General features: G+C 58.3%; 21 protein-coding genes. 13 read left to right on the top strand and 8 right to left on the bottom strand.

Annotated features, from left to right (window positions below):
- Positions 1-16: 16 nt before the first annotated feature.
- The 3 genes from hpaH (at position 17) to LOH53_RS04745 (ending at position 1,965) form a co-directional block, all read left to right on the top strand.
- Positions 17-802: a 2-oxo-hept-4-ene-1,7-dioate hydratase gene (gene hpaH / locus LOH53_RS04755; protein WP_230066588.1), complete on the top strand. Its 786-nt coding sequence runs from the start codon at positions 17-19 to the stop codon at positions 800-802.
- Positions 787-1,596 (top strand): HpcH/HpaI aldolase family protein, encoded by an 810-nt coding sequence (locus LOH53_RS04750; RefSeq protein ID WP_230066587.1) that lies wholly within the window; start codon positions 787-789, stop codon positions 1,594-1,596. Before hpaH ends, LOH53_RS04750 begins: the two co-directional genes overlap by 16 nt.
- Positions 1,597-1,674: 78 nt before the next feature.
- Positions 1,675-1,965 carry an antibiotic biosynthesis monooxygenase family protein gene (locus LOH53_RS04745; protein WP_230066586.1) on the top strand — a complete coding sequence of 97 codons (291 nt, stop codon included), beginning with the start codon at positions 1,675-1,677 and terminating at the stop codon, positions 1,963-1,965.
- Between the two features lie 82 nt (positions 1,966-2,047).
- Here the strand turns inward: LOH53_RS04745 and LOH53_RS04740 are convergent, their stop codons facing one another.
- Entirely contained in the window at positions 2,048-3,940 is a 1,893-nt protein-coding gene (locus LOH53_RS04740; RefSeq protein WP_230066585.1) for an FAD-binding monooxygenase, read from the bottom strand.
- Positions 3,941-4,131: 191 nt separating this feature from the next.
- Between LOH53_RS04740 and LOH53_RS04735 the strand changes: the two genes are divergently transcribed.
- Positions 4,132-4,953 carry a COG4705 family protein gene (locus LOH53_RS04735; RefSeq protein ID WP_230066584.1) on the top strand — a complete coding sequence of 274 codons (822 nt, stop codon included), beginning with the start codon at positions 4,132-4,134 and terminating at the stop codon, positions 4,951-4,953.
- Positions 4,954-5,095: 142 nt separating this feature from the next.
- Here LOH53_RS04735 and LOH53_RS04730 read toward each other — a convergent pair whose 3' ends face one another.
- Positions 5,096-6,274, bottom strand: a complete 1,179-nt coding sequence (locus LOH53_RS04730; RefSeq protein WP_230066583.1) for a MalY/PatB family protein — start codon at positions 6,272-6,274, stop codon at positions 5,096-5,098.
- A 322-nt stretch (positions 6,275-6,596) separates the two neighbouring features.
- Here LOH53_RS04730 and LOH53_RS04725 point away from each other — a divergent pair, with 322 nt between their 5' ends.
- From LOH53_RS04725 to LOH53_RS04700, 6 genes are all read left to right on the top strand, one after another.
- Complete coding sequence (locus LOH53_RS04725) at positions 6,597-8,171, top strand: ABC transporter substrate-binding protein (protein ID WP_230066582.1); 1,575 nt, start codon at positions 6,597-6,599, stop codon at positions 8,169-8,171.
- Positions 8,172-8,262: 91 nt separating this feature from the next.
- Positions 8,263-9,222: an ABC transporter permease gene (locus tag LOH53_RS04720; protein WP_230066581.1), complete on the top strand. Its 960-nt coding sequence runs from the start codon at positions 8,263-8,265 to the stop codon at positions 9,220-9,222.
- Positions 9,219-10,109 (top strand): ABC transporter permease, encoded by an 891-nt coding sequence (locus tag LOH53_RS04715; protein ID WP_230066580.1) that lies wholly within the window; start codon positions 9,219-9,221, stop codon positions 10,107-10,109. Before LOH53_RS04720 ends, LOH53_RS04715 begins: the two co-directional genes overlap by 4 nt.
- Before the next feature lie 3 nt (positions 10,110-10,112).
- Complete coding sequence (locus tag LOH53_RS04710; protein ID WP_230066579.1) at positions 10,113-11,102, top strand: ABC transporter ATP-binding protein; 990 nt, start codon at positions 10,113-10,115, stop codon at positions 11,100-11,102.
- The gene (locus tag LOH53_RS04705; protein WP_230066578.1) at positions 11,099-12,148 is read left to right on the top strand and encodes an oligopeptide/dipeptide ABC transporter ATP-binding protein; all 1,050 of its coding nucleotides are present in this window, start codon (positions 11,099-11,101) and stop codon (positions 12,146-12,148) included. Before LOH53_RS04710 ends, LOH53_RS04705 begins: the two co-directional genes overlap by 4 nt.
- Positions 12,149-12,221: 73 nt before the next feature.
- Positions 12,222-13,052 carry a M55 family metallopeptidase gene (locus LOH53_RS04700; protein WP_230066577.1) on the top strand — a complete coding sequence of 277 codons (831 nt, stop codon included), beginning with the start codon at positions 12,222-12,224 and terminating at the stop codon, positions 13,050-13,052.
- Here the strand turns inward: LOH53_RS04700 and LOH53_RS04695 are convergent.
- The 6 genes from LOH53_RS04695 to LOH53_RS04670 all read right to left on the bottom strand — a co-directional run bounded on the left by LOH53_RS04695 (position 13,049) and on the right by LOH53_RS04670 (position 19,533).
- A complete protein-coding gene (locus LOH53_RS04695) occupies positions 13,049-13,654 on the bottom strand; it encodes a helix-turn-helix domain-containing protein (RefSeq protein WP_230066576.1) in 606 nt (201 codons plus the stop codon). The genes LOH53_RS04700 and LOH53_RS04695 overlap by 4 nt on opposite strands.
- A 78-nt stretch (positions 13,655-13,732) precedes the next feature.
- The gene (locus LOH53_RS04690; protein ID WP_230066575.1) at positions 13,733-14,893 is read right to left on the bottom strand and encodes a phosphotransferase family protein; all 1,161 of its coding nucleotides are present in this window, start codon (positions 14,891-14,893) and stop codon (positions 13,733-13,735) included.
- A complete protein-coding gene (locus tag LOH53_RS04685) occupies positions 14,893-16,140 on the bottom strand; it encodes an acyl-CoA dehydrogenase family protein (protein WP_230066574.1) in 1,248 nt (415 codons plus the stop codon). Before LOH53_RS04685 ends, LOH53_RS04690 begins: the two co-directional genes overlap by 1 nt.
- 30 nt (positions 16,141-16,170) lie before the next feature.
- On the bottom strand, positions 16,171-16,944 hold the full coding sequence (locus LOH53_RS04680) for an SDR family oxidoreductase (RefSeq protein WP_230066573.1): 774 nt from the start codon (positions 16,942-16,944) through the stop codon (positions 16,171-16,173).
- Positions 16,945-17,029: 85 nt separating this feature from the next.
- Entirely contained in the window at positions 17,030-18,034 is a 1,005-nt protein-coding gene (locus LOH53_RS04675) for a nucleoside hydrolase (protein ID WP_230066572.1), read from the bottom strand.
- 62 nt (positions 18,035-18,096) lie between these two features.
- The gene (locus LOH53_RS04670; RefSeq protein ID WP_376991483.1) at positions 18,097-19,533 is read right to left on the bottom strand and encodes a helix-turn-helix domain-containing protein; all 1,437 of its coding nucleotides are present in this window, start codon (positions 19,531-19,533) and stop codon (positions 18,097-18,099) included.
- Positions 19,534-19,738: 205 nt separating this feature from the next.
- Here LOH53_RS04670 and aceA point away from each other — a divergent pair, with 205 nt between their 5' ends.
- The 3 genes from aceA to LOH53_RS04655 all read left to right on the top strand — a co-directional run bounded on the left by aceA (position 19,739) and on the right by LOH53_RS04655 (position 23,762).
- Positions 19,739-21,061 (top strand): isocitrate lyase, encoded by a 1,323-nt coding sequence (gene aceA / locus LOH53_RS04665; protein WP_230066570.1) that lies wholly within the window; start codon positions 19,739-19,741, stop codon positions 21,059-21,061.
- Positions 21,062-21,173: 112 nt separating this feature from the next.
- Positions 21,174-22,835: a malate synthase A gene (gene aceB, locus LOH53_RS04660; RefSeq protein ID WP_230066569.1), complete on the top strand. Its 1,662-nt coding sequence runs from the start codon at positions 21,174-21,176 to the stop codon at positions 22,833-22,835.
- A gap of 225 nt (positions 22,836-23,060) precedes the next feature.
- Positions 23,061-23,762 carry a DsbA family oxidoreductase gene (locus LOH53_RS04655; protein WP_230066568.1) on the top strand — a complete coding sequence of 234 codons (702 nt, stop codon included), beginning with the start codon at positions 23,061-23,063 and terminating at the stop codon, positions 23,760-23,762.
- Positions 23,763-23,914: the final 152 nt, after the last annotated feature.

The raw sequence follows: 23,914 nt of genomic DNA, 5'->3' as shown, positions 1-23,914 counted from the left end.
CGTTAGGAGAAACACCATGCTTGATGAAGCGACCATTGCAGACATCGCCGACGAACTGGTCGAGGCGGGCAAGAGCCGGATCCCGGTACCACGACTGACCCAGAGATACCCGGAGATGACGGTGGAGGATTCTTACCGTGTGCAGAGGCTGTGGAGGGAACGTGGCGAATCTGCTGGCAGGGTGCTGGGCGGGCACAAAATCGGCTTGACGTCCAAAGCCATGCAGTACGCCACGGGTATCACGGAGCCGGACTACGGCGTCATTTTCAAGGACATGATCTTGGAGAATGGCTGCACAGTGGACTGGAAGCAATATTCACACCCGCGTGTTGAAGTGGAGCTGGCCTTCTTGCTCAAGGAAGACATCAGCGGCCCCGATGCCACCCTCTTCGATGTCCTGCGAGCCACCGAATACGTCGTGCCGGCACTGGAGATCTTGGACTCACGGATTGAGATGGAGGGCCGGACAATCGTCGATACCATCAGCGACAACGCCGCCATGGGTGCCATGGTGGTGGGTGGGACGCCTGTCCGGCCCGACGACGTCGACCTGCGTTGGGTGGCCGCTATCCTGTTCAAAAACCAGACTATCGAAGAGACCGGGGTAGCTGCCGGTGTCCTGAACCATCCGGCTCAGGGAGTGTCATGGCTGGCCAATAAGATCGCCCCGCACGGAGACACCCTCAAGGCTGGGGAGCTAATTCTCGCCGGCTCTTTCACGCGTCCCATGTGGGTCAATGCCGGAGACACTGTCTTCGCCGACTACGGAAAGCTGGGTACCATCACATGCCAGTTCCGCTAAAATCTCAGCCGTCGTTCAAGGATGATTTAGCTACCGCCCAGCGCCCATTGACGGGAATGTGGGTGTGCTCGGGCAGCCCTTTGGTAGCCGAAATCTGTGCTGGGTCAGGACTTGACTGGCTGTTGATCGACGCCGAACACAGCCCAAACGGTTTAGAATCCGTGCTGGCCCAATTGCAGGCCATCAACGGCTATCCGGTTACGGCTGTGGTGCGCCCGCCCGTCAATGACACTGTGATCATCAAGCAATATTTGGACCTCGGAGCGCAGTCGCTGCTCATCCCCATGGTCCACACCCCGGACGACGCCGCCGCCGCCGTCGCTGCGACCCGTTATCCCCCGAATGGCGTACGCGGTGTGGGCTCTGCCCTGGCGCGTTCCGCCCGTTGGAACCGGATCCCGGACTACCTTTCCGTGGCCGCGCAGACCATCACAGTAATAGTCCAGATCGAGTCGTCTCAAGCCGTTGAGAACGTCGAGGCCATCATGGCCGTGGACGGGATTGACGCTGTCTTCATTGGGCCCTCAGATCTTGCCGCGTCCATGGGAGTCCTGGGAGAGCAGGAGAATCCGCGCGTGGTGGCCGCCGTCGAGCATTGCATTAAGGCCGCCAACGCGGCGGGAATGCCGGTGGGCGTAAACGCTTTTGCTGAGCCCATGGCGCTGCATTACATGAGCGCAGGCGTGGACTTCATTCTCACGGGCGCCGACGTCGCACTGTTAGCCCGTGGCAGTGAGGCGCTTGCCGCCAAGTACATCAACTCCTTCGACGCCGGCCCCTCCGCCAGCTACTAGTCTTTGCGAGCCGCGTGTGGACGTACGCTTAAACCATCAACAGGCGGCTCGGTACCACCGGGCCCGGAAGGAGCAAAAGTGTCCATCGTTGTCATCAATGCACTCAAAGTCCCGGTCGTGGCGGGGTCCGAACTCGAAGCACGCTTCGCTGCCCGCAAACATTCAGTGGACGGCTCGCCGGGGTTTGAAGGATTTCAGCTTCTGCGCCCTGTCGCCGGGGACGAGCGATACTTCGTCTACACGCAATGGGCAACGCGGGAGGACTTTGAAAACTGGCGTGCCAAGAGGACCCCTCATGATCCTTCCGGTCAGGCTCCGGTGGCCAGTGGCATGGACTTGCTCGAGTTTGAAGTGGTGGACTTGGGCTAAGAGCTTTTGGTAAAAGCCGGGCCCGCAGTGATTTCGCTGCGGGGCCCGGCTTTTCATGTTGAGCCAAACACTCTTAGTTGCGCTAGATGCTCTGCCCGGTATGGATTCGGTCAAAGAATTCAGCCAGCTCTGCCGTAGCGCAAAGTGGGAGGATATTCGCCACGTACTGGTCAGGACGCACGACGACGATGGCACCGTCGCGGCTGATCCCTCTGGAGTCAAAGATGTCCTCGTCAAGAACGACTCCGTACACCAACTCAAAATCAGTGAGTTGGAACGGCCCAACGTCTGGTTTGAAAACGGCGGGAACCGCATTGATGTCTATATCCTCATGCGCCTGCTGGTAGATGACCTTCACATCGAACCAGGCGTCGGCGTCGAGCCCCTTCGCGGTGGCGGCAAGCGGCGACTTTGGCGACGTGGAGAGCCACTTTGCAAGTTCGCTCACGGGAGATTGCGCACCGGCCACAGACGGGTCGGCGAAGACATAGATGCGCCACCGTCCGTCAGCGGTAGCATGGTGGCCCAGATGAATTGGGTTCGTGTCGCAGACGCGAGAAACTCGTGCCGACTTGAATCGTTTGCCCATTGGAAACCCTGTGGCGAGCTCCTGATGAGTGGGCTCGACGGTGAGCATTGAGGGCGCGTACGTCGTCATGAACCCGGCGGGGAACTCGGCTGTGCGCACGTAGAAGTCCTCTAGATCGTTGGGGTTCTCAAACTCCTCAGGCTTCTTGGCCATCATCGTCGACCATTCTTTGTCGAAGTCGATGAGGTTCTTCGCGACAACTTGGCGCTCGGCCGAGTACGTGGAGAGCAGGCTCTCCGGGCTCCGGCCCTCAAGAACGTGCGCCAGCTTCCACCCGATGTTGAAACCATCTTGCATGGAGACGTTCATGCCTTGACCAGCCTTGGCACTGTGCGTGTGGCAGGCATCGCCGGTGATGAAAACACGCGGGGACACAGAACCGATCGCTTCCGGGCGGACATCGTCGAAGCGGTCGGTGAGACGGTGCCCCACTTCGTAGACGCTATGCCAGGCAACATTGCGCACGTCCAAGGTGTAAGGGTGGAGGATTTTATTGGCCTTGCCGATGATCTCCTCGATGGTGGTGTTGCGGATTGCGCCTTTGTCTTCCTCCGGCACCACGCCCAGATCCACATACATGCGGAAGAGGTAGCCACCCTCACGTGGGATTAACAGGATAGATCCGCCGTCGTGGGACTGGATTGCGCACTTGGTGCGGATGTCAGGAAAGTCGGTTTTCGCCAACACGTCCATGACACCCCACGCATGGTTGGCTTTGTCCCCGTCCATGGTGCAAGCGATGGAGTCGCGGACTTTGCTCCGGGCACCGTCGGCGCCGACAACGTATTTGGCACGCACGATGCGCACGGCGCCGTCGTCCGCCCCGCCGCTGCGGACAAGGGTAACTTTCACGGGGTATTCGCCGTCGCCGGTAACCTCAAGTGAGCTAAAGTCCCAGCCGTAGTCAGGCGTCAATCGGGTCGGTGAGTTGAGCGCAACCTCGGCAAAGTAGTCCAGGACACGGGCTTGGTTGACGATCAGGTGCGGGAATTCGCTGATGCCGGTGGTGTCGTCAACGGCACGGCCGCCACGAACGATCCGCGTGGGGTCCTTTAGATCGGGTCGCCAGAACGCCATCTCCGTTATTCGGTAGGCCTCGGTAATGATCCGCTCCGCGAATCCAAAGGCCTGAAACGTTTCCACGCTGCGTGCTTGGATACCGTCAGCTTGGCCAATCGCCAGACGGCCACCCCGCCGCTCCACAACGCGTGTGGTGATGCTGGGAAACTGTGAGAGCTGAGCTGCTGTGATCATGCCCGCCGGTCCGGAACCGACGATCAGAACGTCAACTTCCTCGGGCAGTTCCTCGGGGCGGTCGATCCCGGTCCCGGCCGCTTCTTGAACGCGCGGGTCACCGGAAACGTATCCGTGATGGTGGAACTGCACAGGCGTGCTCCTCACTACATTGTGGGTGATGGCGAACCATCATAAATATGTTCGCTATTTGAATTTCAAGTTCTTATAGCGCACACTAAGCATAAATGTGTGGGGCGTATCACGCAAGCGTGCCGATTTCGGAGCACCGCGTCAGTGGCGGCTCCCCGGAGCTTCCCAGCCAGTCGCCGCAGAATTTGATCATGCCTGATCAAATTTCACCGGAGCCCCCGGAGCTGACACTCTGCGGATCATCCACCGTTCCAGCGTCTTTGGCCAGAGTCCCCGAAGTCACCGTGCTCTTCTGGATCATCAAAGTCTTGACGACCGGGATGGGGGAAACCACCAGCGATTTCCTGGCACACACGCTGGACCCAGTGCTTGCTGTGGGCATCGGTGGTGTGTGTTTCGTAGCCGCCTTAGTCCTACAGTTCTCGCGTAAGCGCTACATCCCGTGGGTCTACTGGCTGGCCGTCGTGATGGTCAGCGTTTTTGGCACCATGGCCGCGGACGTGCTGCACGTGGGCTTGGGCATTCCGTACGCGGTTTCTAGCGTGTTTTATGCCGTGGTTCTCACACTTGTGTTCCTGGCATGGAAACGGGTGGAGGGAACGTTGTCTATCCACAGCGTCTATACCCGGCGGCGCGAAGCGTTCTACTGGGCTGCTGTACTGGCCACGTTTGCCCTGGGGACAGCCGTCGGAGACCTCACCGCGGTAACACTTCACTGGGGTTATCTGGGCTCTGGCATCCTCTTCGCCACAGCTATTGCCATCCCAGCACTCGCCCATTGGAAGCTGGGTCTGAACCCAATTCTCGCTTTTTGGGCAGCGTACATCCTCACTCGTCCACTTGGCGCATCGTTTGCTGACTGGATGGGCGTTTCGCACGCTCGCGGAGGTCTCGGTTGGGGAACTGGCTTGGTTAGCATCGGCTGGTCCATGGCCATCGTGGCACTCGTTGCGATACTGGCCACCCGAAAACCACGCCAAGTGTCTTTATCCACTGCGAACTTCATGCCGTAGACGCAACTACCGGGCTTTACGGCGTTGCGTTGTCCGTCGCCACGGGATGCGTCTACGTTTTGGCTCGCAAAGATCTTTTCCTCACCTACCCACTCCTGCTCCTGCTGTTCATCGTCTGAACAAACCGCAGCGGCGCATGATTTCAGCCAAGCCTGTGCCGCTGCAGGGCTTGAGCCATTCGTTCGAGCGCCTGTTCCAAGATCGGGCGAGGTGTGGCGAAAATGAAACGGACAAAACCTTCTCCAGCCCTCCCGCATGAACGCCCGTCCGTCAGCGCAACACCCGCGTGTTCTCTAAAGAAGTCGGCTGGGCTTTCGCGCAGGCCTAGGCTACGGCAATCCAACCAACCCACATAGGTACCTTCTGGTGGCTGGTACCCGATCTCGGGGATCAGAGCCGCCAGCTGCTCTCCGAGGATCTTGCGGTTGTTATCCAGGTAGGAAAGCACTCCATTTAGCCAGGGGGCGCCTTCGTTGTAGGCCACGGTGTTGGCAATGACTCCGAGGTTACTGGCCCCGTGTCTGGCAGCGCTTGCAAGGGGCTCCCAAATTGCAGCATCTGCGTCATTGCTGAGGATGATCTGGGCGCATTTGAGTCCTGGAATGTTCCAAGCTTTAGCCGCTGATGTGCCGGTGATCGTGTGGGATGCAGTTTCGGATGAGATGGATGCGTAGGGGATGTGTTTTCGGCCTTCGTACACGAGGGGGGCGTGAATCTCGTCGGCAAAAACTCGTCCGCCGTGGCGCTCCACCACCTCACTGATTGCAACTAGTTCCGCACGGGAAAAGACGCGTCCCAGCGGATTGAAGGGGTTGCAGAGCATCAAAAGATGGCCGCCTGCTCTAAACGCCTTATCCAGCCCGTCAAGGTCCATCTCATCGCGTCCGTTATTGCGAACCAACGGAACTTCAATCACGTCACGGCCCAACTCATCCGCGGTGCTGAGAAATTTCATATAGCTGGGGGTGGGGACGATCACGGCCGAGCCCGGCTTGGAGAAATGCAGGATTGTCAGCTCGAGGACCTTCAACACGTCGGCGATGGGATGGATTCGCGAAGCTGGCACATCCCACCCATAGGCATCCCGCTGCCATCGCGCCGTAGCGGTTGACATCTCGAGAGGAAGTTGCGGTGGCAAGTAGCCAAAAAGTCCTGCGTCAGTCGCAGTGTGAACGGCGCTAACAATTTCCGGCGCTGTGCCAAAATCCATCTCGGCAACAAATGCGCCGATGGCATCCGGATAAGTGGAGAACTTAACCCCGCCCGCTTGCCGGAGTTGATTGATGCTGAGTGCATCGAACTGGGCTGCCAGATCCATCATGGCTGACCCACCATTGAGTAGCCCGCGCGCAAGTTCGCCACCTTTTCACTACCCTCAGCGCGTTTGATGTTCTGGGCAGGTCGATTTCTATCAGACATGACCACAATTACTCCATTCATAAGGTAAGGCTCCAGCTAGGGGCAAGCACGGAAAAAGGTACACGACTCCGGGCTGCGGACCAGCACTTGAGCAAAATATAACGGAAATTTTTCACTTAACTGTTGATTGCGTTCAATATTAGATGTAGATTTTCACTCGATAATATCAATAATTTTTGATTCAATCTGCACAGTGTTGTGCAGGCGAAGGATTGAGACCACCGATGAAACGAAATCACCTCTACCTCCCACTCGTTCTGTTTGCTGCGAGCAGCCTCGCACTCTCCGGTTGCGCCCCCGGAGCGACTTCACAGTCAGGCGGCGATGGCGCTGGTGGAACTCCGGCTGCCGGTGGCGACCTCGTCATCACCCAGGCGGCCGGCGCCACCTCCTTGAATCTCACCACTGTCCACGACAACCCCTCAATTTTCACCGCACAGCAAATCATGGAACCGCTGTTCACCGTCAGCAATGATGGTAAAGACGCCAAGCCTTGGCTCGCCAAGAGCTACGAGGTTTCAGCAGACCAGCTGAGCTACACCATCAAGCTACGCGATGACGTCCACTTCTCCTCTGGTGCTCCCATGACCGCCGCGGACGTGAAATTCTCCATCGATCAGGACACCAAGACGGCATCCTCTGGTGGCTGGGGTTACATCAATGCGGCAATCAAGGACGTTGCGGTCGTGGATGACACCACCATAAAGGTCACTGCGAACTATCCGTGGACCCCTCTCATCGCGGACCTGGCGATGTTCAGCAACGCGATCGTCCCGAACAACTACGGCGGCAAAACTGCCGATGAGTTCTACCAGGCTCCCGTTGGCACTGGTCCGTTCGTTTTCGACACCTGGAAAAAGGGTCAGACTCTGACTTTTGCGAAGAACAAGAACTACTGGCAAGCCGGTAAGCCCTATCTTGACAGCGTTACCTGGAATGTTGTTCCTGACGTGAACACGCGCAAGCTTCAGCTGCAAGGCTCACAGGCAGACATTGTGGAAGCTCCAGATTGGTCCAGCTTTGACAGTCTGGGGAAAACCCCTGGAATCGCCACGAAGGCCTTCGAGTCAACCGCAATCGATCATGTCGCATTCAACCAACTTCGCAAGCCGTTTGCCGATGTACATGTTCGCCGCGCAATTGCTTACGCGATCGATCGCCAAGCACTAGTGGATGCGGTTCTTTTCGGTCACGGTACCCCGGCCAATTCTCTGCTGTCACCCGGCACGCCTTACTACGACAAGGACGTCAAAGGCCCATCATTGGACCTCGACAAGGCAAAAGCAGAAATGGCCAAGTCATCGGTACCCAAGGGGTTCTCGACTAAGCTTCTGATCTCCTCGGGTAACACCGAGAAAGCCTCGAACGCACAGATTATCCAATCAGAACTCAAAGAGATTGGGATCGACGTCGAGATCACCCCCTTGGACCCGACTGCTGGCCGCGCCGCAATCAATGCCGGTGACTACGACATGACGCTGACCGGTTGGACCATGGACATTCCAGACCCTGACCAGTGGACAACTTTTGCTGTAGACCCAGCCGGTGGAGCGAAGTCAGACTACACGAGCTACGAAAATCCCGACGTTATCAAGTTGAACAGGGATGCCCAGCGCGAAACTGACCCCAAGGTCCGCGCTGACCTCTACAAGCAACTTCAGCAGAAGACGGGCGACGACGCATTCCTCGCGTACCTCTACTACTCCCCCTATGGATACGCCATGCGGGACACCGTGAAGGACTTCTTAGTGACGCCGCTTGGCAACTATCACCTAGAGGACGTTTACAAGACGAAGTAGTTGCACGGGTCTGCGCTGAAAAGCGCAGACCCGAAGCATCGTTAGGCACTCCACTTTGCGGCAGCGCAAAAATCCGTGAAAGGAGGCAAAGTTGCTTCAACGGTTGAGTTTCATCCCGGTCCGGCTCATTCAAGCGATCCCAGTTGTTTTCGGCGTTACCCTTGTAGTTTTTCTCATGGCTCATCTACTCCCCGGTGATCCTGCAACCGCGATTCTTGGCGATAAGGCCACGCCTGCCACCATTGCAGCGCTCCGAACCCAGCTGGGTTTGGATCAACCGATCTGGAACCAATACGGCCTCTTCGTCTCACACCTTTTTCAGGGCGATCTCGGCACCAGCTTCACGTATCAGCGTCCCGTTGTGGAGATCGTGCTCGCAGCGATTCCCGTGACTCTCTCGCTGGTGGCCTATTCTCTGACACTTGCACTCATCATCGCGATCCCGCTCGCTGCGATTGCCGCAACCGCACCAAACCGCGGGCGCGACATCGTCGTTCGTATTTACACCTTGATCGGCCAGGGAATGCCCCAGTTCTGGGTGGGGATCATGCTGATACTGATCTTGGCGGTGAACCTTCGCCTTTTTCCGGTGGGAGGCTATGGGAACACTGCGTTGGAGCACCTGTATTATCTGTTTCTTCCGGCCTTGACCTTGGGTATCGCTTTGACCCCAACAATAATTCGTAGCCTGCGCTCATCGACCATCGATGTTCTGGGCTCAGAATACGTAGCCACGGCCCGCTCAAAGGGATCAGCTGGTGTGACGCTCTTTCGTCACCATGTGTTGCGTAACGCGGCCATCCCCACAGTCTCGGTCATTGGTGTCACCATGGGTTACCTGGTCGGCGGATCGATCGTCATCGAAAAGGTATTCGCGATTCCGGGGCTTGGCTCACTCATGCTGAATTCAATTTTCACGCGTGACTTCCCCACCATCCAGGCCGTCACACTCTTCGTAGGACTGTTCGTCGTTGGCGTGGGAATTCTTACTGATCTGACATACACACTGCTGGATCCCCGCGTTAATCTCACCGGAAGTGTGCGCTCATGACGCGAACCATCCCCGTTCCTGCCAATAATCGAGGCCTGCGTCGCTCGGCAAAAAAGCGCTCCCGTGCGCTGAAGCCGTGGTACACCAATACTTCCCTTGTGGCCGGAATGATAGTCATTGGGCTGCTCATTTTCGTGGCCGTTTTCGCCCCGATTCTGACGCCGTACGATCCGATTCAGCAAGACCTGCGCCATGCTCTCCAAGACCCGAGCGCGGCGCATTGGTTTGGTACCGACAAGTACGGCAGAGATATTCTCACCCGGTTGTTGTGGGGTACCCGGGTTGACCTGCGCATCGGGTTCCTATCTGTCATCATTCCCTTTGTCTTCGGATCAATTCTTGGCGCACTCGCCGGGTACTTCGGTGGCTGGTTTGACACGTTGGTAATGCGCATCGTCGACGTCTTTTTCGCGTTCCCGTTCCTGGTTATGGTGATCGTATTGGTCTTCATTCTTGGCTCAGGAGAAGCCAGCATCTATCTCGCAATCGCTGCCGTGAGTTGGGTGGCCTATACAAAGATCGTCCGTGGCGAGGTGATTGTCGCCAAGGAATTGGACTATGTCGTCGGGGCGCGCTTAAGCGGAATGTCCCACGCCCGGGTACTTTTCCGGCACATCGGTCCTAACGTGCTCTCGCAGTCCATCATTTATGGCATGAGCGACATCGTCATGAACATCATGGGAGTCGTGACCCTCGGTTACCTTGGCCTGGGAATCGCACCTCCGACGGCGGAGTGGGGAAGCATGATCTTGGACGGCCAGGAGTTCATCACCAGCCACTGGCTCCAAGCGACGCTTCCAGGTTTGCTGGTTGTTGTCACAAGCCTCGGTGTCTCCTGGCTAGGAGACGGCCTGTCCGAGCAACTGAGCCCCGAAAGGCGGAAATAACTAATGTCAACACCATTGCTTGAAGTGACTGACCTTTCGATCAGCGTCATGGGTAGCAAAGCGCGCACCAAGATCGTCGAAGGCGTGAGTTTCTCGGTGGAGGCCGGTGAACGTTTCGGGTTGGTTGGTGAGTCTGGATCAGGAAAGTCGATGACCCTGCGCAGCATCGCAAACCTTCTTCCCGGCGGAGTCACCGTATCCTCCGGAAGCATCCTATATAAGGGCCAGGAACTCATCGGGCTGCAAAACGAAAAGCGACGTCGGCTCATGGGCCCTGAAATCGCGATGGTATTCCAAGAGCCGATGACAGCCCTAAACCCGGTGATGCGCGTCGGTGAACAAATCGCAGAGGGACCGCGCCGGTACCTCGGACTATCACGCTCTGCGGCCATGGATTTAGCCGTTTCGATGATGGCGAGGACGGGAATTCCGGACCCAAAGCAGCGCGCAAAGGCCTATCCGCACCAGCTTTCCGGTGGCCTGCGTCAACGCGTCATGATTGCCATGGCGTTATCTTGCCGCCCCAAGCTTTTGCTCTGTGACGAACCAACAACTGCACTCGATGTGACGGTTCAGCACCAGGTGCTGCGTCAGCTCGAAGAACTGTGCGAGGACTTTGGCGCTTCTCTGGTTTTTGTCACGCACGACCTTGCCGTGGTGAACCAGACATGTTCAAAGCTGGCCGTGATGTACGCGGGCCGGATTGTGGAGACCGGGCCAGTGAAAGATGTTTTCAAGGATCCTCGGCATCCCTACACCCAGGGGCTTCTCACCTCCGCTCCAGATTTTGATCAACCGGAGCGCGAACTTATCCCCATTCCAGGTTTCCCACCAAATCTGGCGGACCGCCCACCGGGTTGTGAGTTCGCTCCACGCTGCCGCTATGCGCAAGCGGATTGCACATCGCTTCAACCTCGGCTTTTGCCCGTGGAACCGGGGCGGAACTCTGCATGTCTTCATACTGAAGAAATATTCCCAGGAGTCCTCGTATGAATCAGCCTGACGTAGACACCGCGATTCTCGGTATGAGCGACATCAGGAAAACATACCGCCTGAGCAGCTCAGTCTTGCAACGATTCATGAAGGGCTCGGGCCGTAGATCCGAGCTGACCGCCCTAGCTGGAGTGGACCTTGAGCTGCGGCGTGGGGAAACTCTCGCCCTTGTCGGTGAGTCAGGGTCGGGCAAGTCCACTTTGGGAAAGACGCTGGTGGGCAGCATTGGCGCTTCTTCTGGCATCATTTCCTACAATGGTGCACCGATGCCCGCCCACCGGGACAAGGAGCTAAGCCGACGGATCCAAATGGTGTTCCAGGACCCTTACTCGTCCTTGAACCCACGGATCAGTGTCGGATCAATGCTTAAGGAGCTCTTGCTACTGCACCAGATAGTTCCGCGGGATCAGGTGCGTGACGAAAGTATTAGGATCCTGAACCGAGTAGGCATGGATGAGGATGCCCTCACCGCCTATCCCAGCCAGTTCTCGGGTGGGCAGCGCCAGCGCATTGCGATCGCCCGGGCGCTTGCGGTCCGGCCTGACGTACTGATCGCGGACGAACCCGTTTCGGCGCTGGATGTTTCCGTCCAAGCAACCATCTTGGATCTTTTCGAGTCTTTGCAAAAAGAACTCGGATTGAGCATCCTTTTCATCGCCCACAATTTAGCGGTCGTTCAACACCTCAGCCAGCGGGTCGCTGTCATGTACCTTGGCCGCATCGTTGAAGTTGCCGAGACCGCGGAACTCTTTAAAAACCCGCGCCATCCGTATACGCGCGCTCTAATTGCCTCGATTCCGCGCATGAGCGCAGAGAGTGTCAACCAGCAGTTTGTGGTGCATGGTGATCCGCCAAGCCCCATCGACATTCCCCCGGGATGCCGGTTTAGTCCGCGGTGCACGTTCGCCCAGGATCAGTGCAGGAAAGTAGATCCGACGTTGCAAAACATAGCCGGCACCGTTGTCGGTTTGCACTCGAGCGCGTGCTTGCGTGCTGGCGAACTACCAATATTTTCCACAATCCTGCAAAGAGATGGTGCTCAGTAACACCCGTCCGTAGAGGACACCACGATGGAGTCAAGAGTGCTGGTTGCTAGCACTCGCAAAAGAAAGAGGCGTCATGAAGGTTTGGATATCTTTCGATATGGAAGGCGTGGCAGGCGTGGTCGACTGGGACCAGTGCCGTCCCGGCGGGCATGACTACCCCCTTGCCTGTGCACTGTTGCAGGATGAAGTGAACGCCGCCATTGAAGGTGCCCTGGCCGGAGGCGCAACGGAGATCGTGATAAATGACTCCCATGGACGGATGGCAAACCTGGATCCCCGGGCCGTTGCAGGTGGTGCGCAGTACATCGCCGGGAAGCAAAAGCCGCATTTTATGATGCAGGGACTCGACGAGAGTTTTGACGCTATTTTCTTTGTGGGATATCACGGCTCCATTTCCGGCCCGGTGTCCAATATGAGCCATAGCTTCAACCCACAAGTGTTCTCCGCTGCGCGCATCAACGGGACGTTGGTGGGCGAGAGCGGAATCAATGCACTGTTCGCGCAACATTTTGGTGTGCCGATCGCACTCGTGACCGGCGACTCCTTGACCTGGGAGGAGACTCGGGCTTTTGCGCCGGGAGCACAGCACGTGGTCACCAAGGAATCGATTTCTCGTCTGAGCGCCATGAGTCTCCACCCGAATGAGTCGTGCCGGCTAATCCGGGAAGCAGCTCAACTCGCCATCGAGAGGGTCGCTGGTGGAGAGGTTCAAGTCGCGAACATCGCCGTTCCAGCCCAGCTCGATTTAGACCTACGTTCCGCGGATCTTGTTTCGATGGCTTTGTGGATTAAAAATACTACTAAAATCGGCGAGCGCACGGTGCGCATCGAGAGCGCGCAAAGAAACCTTTTGGAAACCTTTGAGTCCTTCATTGGCGTTGATACGGTACTGCGCGGAGCCTAAAATGACGGCGGGGTCATGGCACCAAGCAGGCTGGCGATCTCGTCGGATTCATTTCTGTACCAGTGGTTCAGGGACGAATTGTACGTAATAGCGTCTCCTGCGCCGAGCTCGTAGCCCGTCCCGTCAACCGAAATATAGATACGCCCGGCAAGGACGATCGTGCATTCTTCGCCGACGTGAGAAAGCTGGGCGTCCTCGTTGCTGAATCCGGGAGTGAGCTCGGTCTTCACCACGCCGATTTGACCATGCATATTTGGTGTCATGAGCTCATACACGAGCTTGTTATCTGCCAGCTGGAGGAGCGGGCGCGATGCAGCACGAACCACTGTTCCTGCTTCATCAAGCCCGCTAAAAAACTCGCTGGCAGGGACATTAAGTGCCTGAGAAATCTTGATGATAGTGGTGAACGACGGATTACCGGCACCGCGTTCTAGTTGGCTCAGAAGCCCAGTGCTCAGCCCCGATTTTTCAGCCAAGTTCGCCAGACTCAGTCCCCTTTTACGGCGAACCTGGCGGACAAGTTTACCTGCGCGTCGAGCGCTCTCCGCATGGTTTTCGTCGATTTTTTCGTTCTCATCCATACGCGTGTCTAAATCCGTCATGTCTTCATCTTAGGGCTGCGTTGACCCGCCGATGCTCACACCTTCTCCGTCCGCGCAGGTGCCGTGCACGCCTGTTATTTATAGCCGTTTGGCACAGGCCGCGGCAGCTTCCAAAAGCTTCGGTACGCCGTGCTCCAGCATGGCTCCGAGCTCATGATGGACGACGTCGGCCTGGCCAGGTTTGCCTCGCACCTCACTCGCACCGGAGCTACCGGGTCCACCGGGTCCACCGGGTCCACCGGAAGATCCGTGCTCGCCGCGCAGCCAACGGGTATAGATCGCTTCGGTGAATATAGCGGCCTTCCACAGCGCCAACGTTTGGTACCAAGGCAAAGGGGACAAGTCCAAACCAAACGACTCGTTGTATCTGTGCGCAAGTTCCTCCCGGTTGAGAAATCCGGGCTGTGCCGTCACGGAGCTCAGTTCCATGACGGTTCCAGGTGTCCGCGCCTGCGCATAGGTCGCGGTGAGATACCCCAAGTCCGCCAAAGGGTCACCCAGCGTAGCCATCTCCCAGTCCAAGACGGCCTGGACTCGGGCCGGGCCCTGCGCACGGAACATCAGGTTTCCCAATCGGTAATCGCCGTGGATCAGCGCCGACCGTTGGGTGTCCGGCCGGTTAGCTTCCAGCCACTTTGCCAAGTGCCGGACCTGTGGGAGATCACGGGTGGCCCCCGCATCCCACAGTGAGGCAAAGCGAGCTACTTGCCGTTTCAGGTATCCGTCCGGCCGTCCAATCCCAGCGATCTCTCCGTGGCTGATATCTACCCGATGCAGCTTTACCAATGTGTCCACCACCGCCGCACTGATCTCGCGCCGCTCTCGGCTGGAGTCAAGGTGAGCGGGCACCGCGTCAGTGATGATGTCCCCATCCAGGAACTGCATCACGTAAAACGGCACCCCCAACACGAACAGATCGGAACACACGGCCAATATTTTCGGCACAGCAATGCCGAGTGGAGCCAGAATGTGTTGAATGTGGGCTTCGCGGACCATGTCGTGGGTTGAGGGGGGAAGCGGCGGGCGCGGTCCGCGTCGCAGGACGACGTCGACCCCCCGCCGTTTGATCCGAAAGGTCACGTTCGAGGCTCCCTCACCAATGCGGGAGCAATGTAAGGGCCCGCTCCCCAGCCCGGAGGCATCCAAGAACTCCTCCACCCGGTCCAAAATCAGCAGCGGCGCCATCGGCATCGCATCCGCCTGCGCCTGTGTGCGCGCGACTTCGTTCAGGCCGCTCATCAGCGTCCCCCTTCATAGAATCGCACCGAGCCCAAGAAGGGCTCTCCAGCTTCAACACTCTGACGCCGAGACTTGGTGGCCCGCCGTGCAATGGCCCATTTGTGAGTTTCCGTGGAACCGTCATAGATCCTAAAGGGGCGCACCTCGTTGAGATATTGGGCCAATGGAAGCCCGTCACTGACCCCGTCCCCACCGCACAGTTGCAAAGAGCGGTCAATGACACGGTAGACGGCCTCCGAACAGTGCACCTTAGCCACCGAGGAGAGCGCTGATCCCGCCTTAGGATCACTAGCAAGTAGCGCGGCACACTTGGCAATGATCGCGTCGGAGCTCTCAATATCAATAACCGAAGAAGCGATCATGTCCTGGGCAATGCCCAACTCCGAAATGTGCGAGCCAAAAATATTCCGGGTATTGGTCCTGTCCATGGCGATGTCATGGGCGCGCCGAGCCAAGCCCAACCAGCGCATGCAATGAGTTAGCCGGGCCGGGCCCAGTCGAAGCTGCGCATGCGCGAACGCACGCCCCACCTCACCCAGGACGGCCGAGCCCAGGACCTTGACGCCGTCGAACTCAACATGCGGGTGCCCGCCGGGGAGGTACCTGTCCATGGTGTGAATGGGGGCGCCCAGCGTAACGCCGGGGGTGTCCATATTCACCAGGAACATGGTGGCCCCCGCGGGAGCGTTTTCCGTAGCCGCGGTGCGGGCCATCACAATGACGAACCCGGCAAACATGGCTCCGCTGATGAAACGCTTGTGCCCGTTGATGATCCAACCGCCCACGGCCGGAGCCGCCGTGGTGGACAGCGCCTCCGGATCAGATCCAGCCCCCGGGTGGGGCTCGGACATGGCGAAGCAGGACGTCGCCTCGCCTCCTGCCAGGGGAAGGAGATAATCACGCTTTTGTTGCTCCGTTCCAAGCAACGCGAGCATGTGCATATTGCCCTCATCCGGTGCCATGCAGTTGAGCACAGCTGGCCCGATCGGGGAATAGCCCGCCTCTTGAAACACGCCGGACCACTGCTCCACGGCCAGGCCTTGTCCGCCGTATTCACGGGCAACGTGCGGAGCATAAACGCCCGCAACCTTGGCAGCCGCCCCCAGTTCGCGCCGTACCGCAAGGTTCAGCGCCTGTCCGGGCCGCGGTTCCGCGTCCATGACGGGGCCGCGAATGAACTCACGGGTGCGAAGGCGAAGATCCTCAACTTCGGATGGATCCAGACCAGACGAATGTGTTCTCTGCACGGACGACTCCTGACTGTGGAAGAAAAATTCTTAGCCGATACTGCTGGTGTTAAGCAGGCCGCCGTCGAGCACCAACACCTGCCCTGTGATCCAGGAAGCATCTGCGCAGGCGAGGAACGCTACTGCCGAGGCGACGTCGTCGGGCGTGCCTAAACGTTGAAGAGGGTAACTCGCGGCCACCTGTTCCTCGCGCCCTTCATAGAGTGCGCTGGCAAATTTGGTCTTGACCACAGCCGGGGCCACGGCGTTCACCCGGATCTCCGGGGCGAGTTCCGCCGCCAAGGTCCGGGTCAGATGGGAAACGGCGGCCTTGCTGATGCCGTAAAGACCAATGCCAGCAGCCGGAACCTGCGCACTGACCGATGACACGTTCACCACCGTCCCGCGCCGCTCGCGAAAATGCAGTCCGCGATGTCCCAGCGCCCCCTGCGTCCAAGCGAGCGTGGCCAGCACGTTCACGTCCAAGATCTTGCGAGCCGCATCTAGATCCGCCGACTCCAGCGGGCCGTACGCGGGATTGATGCCGGCATTGTTGACCAGGATATCCAGCCCCCCAAATTCACGTACGACGGCGTCCAGCACCTGTGCGCGATGGTTCGCCTCATCCGCGTGTCCGGCAACGCCGATGGCCGCACCTGCTGGGAATGTTGCCACAGCATCAGCCAGCGCATCCTCGCCGCGTGCTGTTAGGCAGACGCGGGCACCCTCCGCCACTAGCCTTTCGGCAATGGCCAGTCCGATCCCGCGACTGGCTCCCGTGACGATGGCGATCTTGCCGCGTAGCCTTTGGCATTGTGAATCCATGGGATCCCCTTCCACACGCCAGCTAGTTACTGGCGGGTACTTGCCAGCATGCTGTGGATCGCGGCGGCGGTCAAGGGTTCGGGGTTTACAGCGTGCTTCCTGCGGCAGGCGCTCCGAGCGTTTTGATTCCGGGCGTTGTGATTCCGAGCGTTGTGAAAAACAGTTCCAGGACCTTGTCGACGTCGGCGGAAAGTACCACCTCAACCACGGGCCAAGCGCTTGCTGTTCCGTGGATGGTGTCTTCACCGATATGGACGCGACGATCCACTATGGTCTGTCCCCGGTTAGCCCCCTGGGCAAGCTGGACCTGGACGGGGAATGACTCCCGGACCATCAGATCACCGGCAACAAGGGCGCACACTGCCCCGGCGTCGCCGATAAGCCTGCGACTGCTCTCTTGCGCTTCTTCTTCCCCGGGGAATTGGAAGGACAGCAAACCGCCTAAAACCTGCGCAATATGCTTATCCGAGGCTGCCAGAACTCTGACACGCTCAGCGTCCAGGCCTACCGTGTTAAACACGTCCAGACCATACATCGTCAGGGGTACCCCGCTGTTGAGAACAATGTGGGCGGCCTCAGGGTCGTGCCAGACGTTGAACTCCGCCACGGCAGTGGCGTTTCCCACCGATGCCGAACCTCCCATGAACAAGATCCGTTCGATCTTCGCAGCGCACTCGGGGTAGGTGCGCAGCAATAGGGCCAGGTTCGTCATGGGCGCCAGAGCTACGATCGTGATCGGTGTGAGCGACTCCGTAAGCATGTGGCGCATCATTTCAACAGCATGGATGGGCTGCCCCTGACGTGAGCTTGCTGGCAGATTCACATCCCCCAGCCCGCCCGCCCCATGCACATGGGCCGCGCTGCGTGCCTCTTCGATCAGCGGACGGACGGCGCCCGCTGCAACCGGGATAGTGGGAGCGTTGAGAACATCAAGGATTTTGAGGGTATTTTTTACGACGTTATCAACGCTGACGTTGCCACAGACGCAACTGATCGCCTTGACGTCAATGTCTGGGTGTTTGACGGCGAACATAATCGCCATGGCATCGTCAATGCCGGTGTCTACATCCATGATGACGGAGTGTTTCATAGGGGTGCTCCCATTTTTTGTCGGGCGTTTATGGTTAGGTTTTTTGTGATTAGGCGCTGTTGTCAGCGTTCGGCATGGGCCGAAAGAAATTTGTAAACTTCCGTCTCATCCACGCCAGGGAACGCTCCTTGAGGCATGGCTGCGAGCAGATGTGAGTTGGCTCGTGTTGACGGCCAGGCTTGACCGGCCCACTGTGCCGACAATTCCGCTGGGGGGCGCCGGCAGCATGACGGGTCCGGACACTTTGAGGTCGATCGTTCGGTAGTATCCCGGCCCCGGAACCATTTCACCTCGGCGTATGGTATTCCGATGCTGAGTGAGTATTCCCCGGAGGAATGACGTTCCGTGCGGGCGGTGCACCAGTACGTACCCACCGCCGTATCCGTGTACTGATTGAAGGCACGGAATTTATCGGGCACCTCAAAAACGGCTCTGGAGGTCCAGAACCGGCACACGGCCTGTCCCTCAATGGCCCCGGTGTGATCGGCTGGAAAGTTGACGCCGTCGTTCTCATAAGCCTTGTGAATAATCCCTGACTCATGCACTTTTTGAAAGTGCGTGGTGATACCCAAGTGTTCGGTTGCCAGATTTGTAAAGCGGTGCGCCGCCGTTTCATAGGAGACAGCAAAAGCGTCCCGAATGTCCTCGATGGCCAATTCCTTGGCGGCCTTGGCCTCCTTGAGGAAGTCGACGGTGGCCCGCTCAGGCATCAAAAGTGAGGCAGCAAAATAGTTGGTATAGACGCGCTGACGTAAAAAGTCTGCATAGTTCCGCGGTGTCTGATGACCCAAAACGTAGTGGCCCAGAGCCTGGAGCAGTACCGAACGGGGGTCGTGATCGGAACGCTGGCCTTGTGTGAGATAAATACGGTGATTCTTCAAATCCGTCACGGACCGGGTGGAATGAGGCAGATCCCCCACATAATGCAGGTCAAACCCTAGGTGCTCGGCAATGTCTGCGGCCACGTGATGTGAGAGCGGCCCGCGGTCATGCCCCACCGCAGCCAGTAAGTCCTGGGCCTGGCGTTCAATGTCCGGGTAATAGTTGTTGCGTCCGCGCATCTCCAGCCGTAATTCGTTATTGGCCCGCCGGGCCTCCTCCGGTGTGGCGGACTGCTCGTCCAGACGCCGCTCAAGCTCATGTTGCAAGCCCACTAGTGATTCCAAAATATCCATCGAAAGCCGCGAGCTGACGCGAACTTTGGGCAGTCCCAGCGACTCATACAGTGGTCCTCGTTGGGCGCGTTCCAATTCAATTTCCAGTGCTGCCCTGCGGTTGGGCGGCTCTGCCTCAAGCAATTGATCAAGACCCAAGCCAAGGGCTCCGGAGAGACGTGTCAGCAGAGTTAGTTTGGGCTCGCGTTTGCCGTTTTCAATCAATGAAAGCTGCGACGGCGCAGCCCCGACCTTTGCGCTCAAATCGTCCAGCGTCATGCCAAGCTTTTTGCGCAGATAGCGCACCCGCCGACCCAGAGCGATCACGTCGAGTTCTTCGCCCATGGCAGCATTTTCGATTTCCCGAGACCGGACCGGGGTGAGATTCCATCCTGCATTGTTCATTTCTTGAGCATAAGGGAAGAAGTGCAAATCTTTCCACTAATTACCCCTAGCGAGTACCTGAAAAGCCCGGAATAGTTGAAATCACGAAGAAGGAACACCCTTCCAGGGCCTCGAAGGACCTGAAAATCGCAAAGGAGCGACCAGCATGTGCGCAGCATTTGAATCCGCAAAGACACCGGAGAAGTCAATCGTCGAAGCCGCTTCCGACCTTGAACTCGAGTGGGCTGCCAATCCCCGCTGGGAAGGCGTGACGCGCTCCTACAGCGCAGCCGACGTCGTCAAGCTCCGCGGTAGGGTCACTGAAGAACACACCTTGGCCCGCCGCGGTTCAGAAAAACTCTGGGATCAACTGCGCAACGGCGAGCCAGGCGCCTACACCAACGCACTCGGTGCACTGACCGGCAATCAAGCGGTTCAGCAGGTCAAGGCCGGCCTGAAGGCTGTCTACCTTTCCGGCTGGCAGGTCGCCGCCGACGCCAATTCCAACGGAAACACCTACCCAGACCAGTCCCTCTACCCCGTGGACTCGGTACCCAAGGTAGTCCGTCGCATCAACAATGCCCTGCTCCGAGCAGACCAGATCGAGTTCTCCGAGGGCATCCAGAGCGTTGAAGATTGGCTGGTGCCGATCGTGGCCGATGCCGAAGCCGGCTTTGGCGGCCCGCTCAACGCCTACGAGCTGATGAAGTCCATGATCGATTCCGGCGCGTCAGGCGTCCACTGGGAAGATCAACTGGCTAGCGAAAAGAAGTGCGGTCACCTTGGTGGCAAGGTCCTCATCCCCACCAAACAACATGTCCGCACGTTGAACGCCGCACGGCTAGCAGCCGACGTCGCCGGTGTCCCGTCCGTCATCATCGCCCGCACAGACGCCGAGGCCGCCACCCTCATCACCTCCGACGTCGACGAACTCGACAAACCATTCTTAACCGGCGAACGCACCGCGGACGGTTTTTATAAAGTCCGCAACGGAATTGAGCCGTGCATTGCCCGTGCCCGCGCTTACGCTCCCTTTTCAGACCTCATCTGGATGGAGACCGGCACCCCTGACCTGGAACACGCGAAGAAGTTCGCCGAAGCCGTCAAGGCTGAATTCCCGGACCAGATGCTCGCCTACAACTGCTCGCCGTCGTTCAACTGGAAAAAGCATTTGGATGACGAAACCATCGCGAAGTTCCAACGCGAACTTGGCGCCATGGGATTCACCTTCCAGTTCATCACGCTGGCTGGTTTCCATTCCCTGAACCACTCGATGTTTGACCTTGCCCATGGTTACGCCCGCAATGGCATGAGCTCCTACGTCGAACTGCAGGAGCGCGAATTTGCCTCCGAAGACCGCGGCTACACCGCAACCAAGCACCAACGCGAAGTCGGCACAGGCTACTTCGATCTGGTGGCGAGCGCACTGAACCCAAACAGTGGCACCCTCGCATTGGCAGGCTCCACAGAAGCCGCGCAGTTCCACTAACCTTCCCTCACTCCCACTCAACTGACCCGCAGAAAACGCCGAAAATCACGGCAAAATCGTGAATTTTCGCCGTTTTCTGCGGGTCAGTTGAACCAGACTTGGAGCACGTCCCATGAACTCAACAAACAGCCTGAACGGAATAACGTTCAATGGCATCACATTGACAGCACCGCCCATCCACCGCCAAGAAGAAATCCTGACCCCCGAAGCTCTGGATTTCATTGCCGCCCTCAACCGCACCACGACGGCGCGCCGGACGGAGTTGCTCGCTGCTAGAAAAACCCGCCGCACGCAAATCCTTAGCGGCTCGGATCCTCGCTACTTGGCCCACACCTCCCCCATACGTGAAGACCCGCACTGGCGTGTTGCACCTCCCGCACCGGGCTTGGAAGATCGCCGCGTGGAGATTACCGGACCAGTAGACCGCAAGATGACCATCAACGCCTTGAACTCAGGGGCGAAGGTGTGGTTGGCGGATATGGAGGACTCCTCCACCCCCACGTGGGGCAACGTTATCCGTGGCCAGGTGAACCTGATCGATGCTTTGGAACGCCGGATCGATTTCACCAGTCCCGAAGGCAAGGAATACAAGTTGGCCGCCGGTGAGCTGCCCACCATTGTGGTACGTCCACGTGGTTGGCACCTGCCGGAAAAGCACCTGCTCATCAACGGAAAGCCGATGGCCGGTGGGATCGTCGATTTTGGTCTGTTCTTCTTCCATAATGCGCGCCGGCTCATCGCCCAGGGTAAAGGCCCGTACTTTTACCTGCCGAAGATCGAAAACCACCTAGAAGCCCGGCTGTGGAATGACATTTTCATTCAAGCCCAAGACCTACTGGGTATCCCGCAGGGCACCATCCGCGCCACCGTCTTGATCGAGACCATCACGGCTGCGTTCGAGATGGAAGAGATCCTCTATGAACTGCGCGATCATGCGTCAGGGTTGAACGCCGGACGCTGGGACTACCTGTTCTCCGTCATCAAGAACTTCCGAACCCGTGGGCCGCGTTTCGTCCTGCCGGACCGGAACCAGATCACGATGACAGCGCCGTTCATGCGTGCCTATACCGAACAGTTGGTGCGGGCCTGCCACCGTCGAGGTGCCATGGCCATTGGAGGCATGTCGGCGTTTGTGCCTAACCGCCGTGATCCCGAGGCCAACGCCAACGCCATGGAGAAAGTTCGTGCGGATAAGACCCGGGAAGCCAATGACGGCTTTGACGGCTCTTGGGTTGCACACCCGGACCTGGTGCCCGTGGCAATGGCAGTCTTCGACGACGTTTTGGGCTGGAACCCGAACCAGATTAGCCGTCTACGCGAAGACGTTGAACTTGATGACCGTGCGCTGCTAGATGTTGCGGGCACGCAAGGACGGATCACTGAACAGGGTATCCGCGACAACATCTGGGTTGGCATCCAGTACATCGAGTCTTGGCTGCGCGGCCACGGCGCCGTCGCCCTGAATAACCTCATGGAAGACGCAGCCACCGCTGAAATCTCCCGGTCCCAAATCTGGCAGTGGATTCACAGCCAGGCGATCACCGACGAAGGCGAGATCATCACCTTCGACTGGGTCAAGGAGATGCTGGAAGAGGAATTTGAGAAGATGCCACGCTTCGACGCCGACAGGTTCGAGGACGCCGTGGAAATCTTCGAGGCCGTGGCACTAGGCGAGGACTTCCCGGCTTTCCTCACCCTCTCCGCCTACGAAAATTACCTGCACGAAACCCCTGAGAAAGAAACGGCAAAGATACCAGTTCTCACCGCCGCCTAAGTTTGGTTGGTTCCTACCGGATTATCCGCCACTACTTGCCCGATCCCCGGGCCCCGGTGAACCAGCCTCAAAGCAAGCAGAAGAAAGGGTGGGAGAAGGCAGTGTTTCCTTGTAAACATTGTTCTCTCCTACCCTTTCCTTGTGCCGGGCAGTACGGGCGCCGCCGGAGTGTCACGCGTCCCGGGCTCCCGGAATATCTGTTGACCCGTCTTGGTTTGCGACAGTATGAAGATTGAAATCTACTCCGACGTCGCGTGTCCCTGGTGCTTCATTGGCAAGCGTCGTTTTGAGAGCGCACTCAACGCTTTTGCGCACAAGGACTCCGTGGAAGTGCAGTGGCGCAGTTACCAGCTGGACCCGACTCTTCCCGAGCACTATGACGGCACTGAGCTGGATTACCTAGTTGAACGGAAGGGCATGGACCGCGAGCAGCTGGCGGGAATGCTCGGCAACGTCCTGGAGCAGGCAAAGGGGGAGGGCCTGAACTATAAATTTGAAAACCTGGTGGTGGCGAATAGCTTCAACGCCCATCAGTTGCTCCATCTCGCGGCCGCGCACGGCAAGTCCGACGCCGTCAAGGAAGCCCTCCTCTCAGGCCACTTTGAGCATGGGGAAGACATCGGCGCCCGCGAATTCCTGGTCCGGACAGGAACTGCTGCCGGCCTCTCTGCAACCGAAATCAACGACGCCTTGGATACCGATATGTACGCGGAGGAAGTACGCGCGGACTTCGCCCAGGCCCGCGCCATCGGAGTGACAGGCGTGCCATTCTTCGTCATTGACAACAAATACGGGATCTCCGGCGCGCAGCCTGCGGAAACGTTCGCCCAAGCACTCAATGAAGCCTGGCAGGAGGGCCATCCGCTGACGATTCTCGCGGATGGCGCCGACGCAGAGGTGTGCGGCCCGGACGGCTGCTCGATCTAGCGCCCCGAGATGCCCGAACGTACGTCAACGTAACGTGAGGGCGTGCCAAAGCGGTGAGGTGGCGTGAAATTTCACGCCACCACACCGCGTTTGCACGCCCACACCTTACGTTGACGTACGTTCGGGCATATCGGGGGGCTAGAACGAGCAGC

The sequence above is a fragment of the Arthrobacter cryoconiti genome (genome assembly GCF_020905375.1).
GTDB classification, from domain to species: domain Bacteria; phylum Actinomycetota; class Actinomycetes; order Actinomycetales; family Micrococcaceae; genus Specibacter; species Specibacter cryoconiti.
The sequence above is the reverse complement of the archived record's forward strand: the minus strand, read 5'-3'. Positions and strand labels throughout refer to the sequence as shown.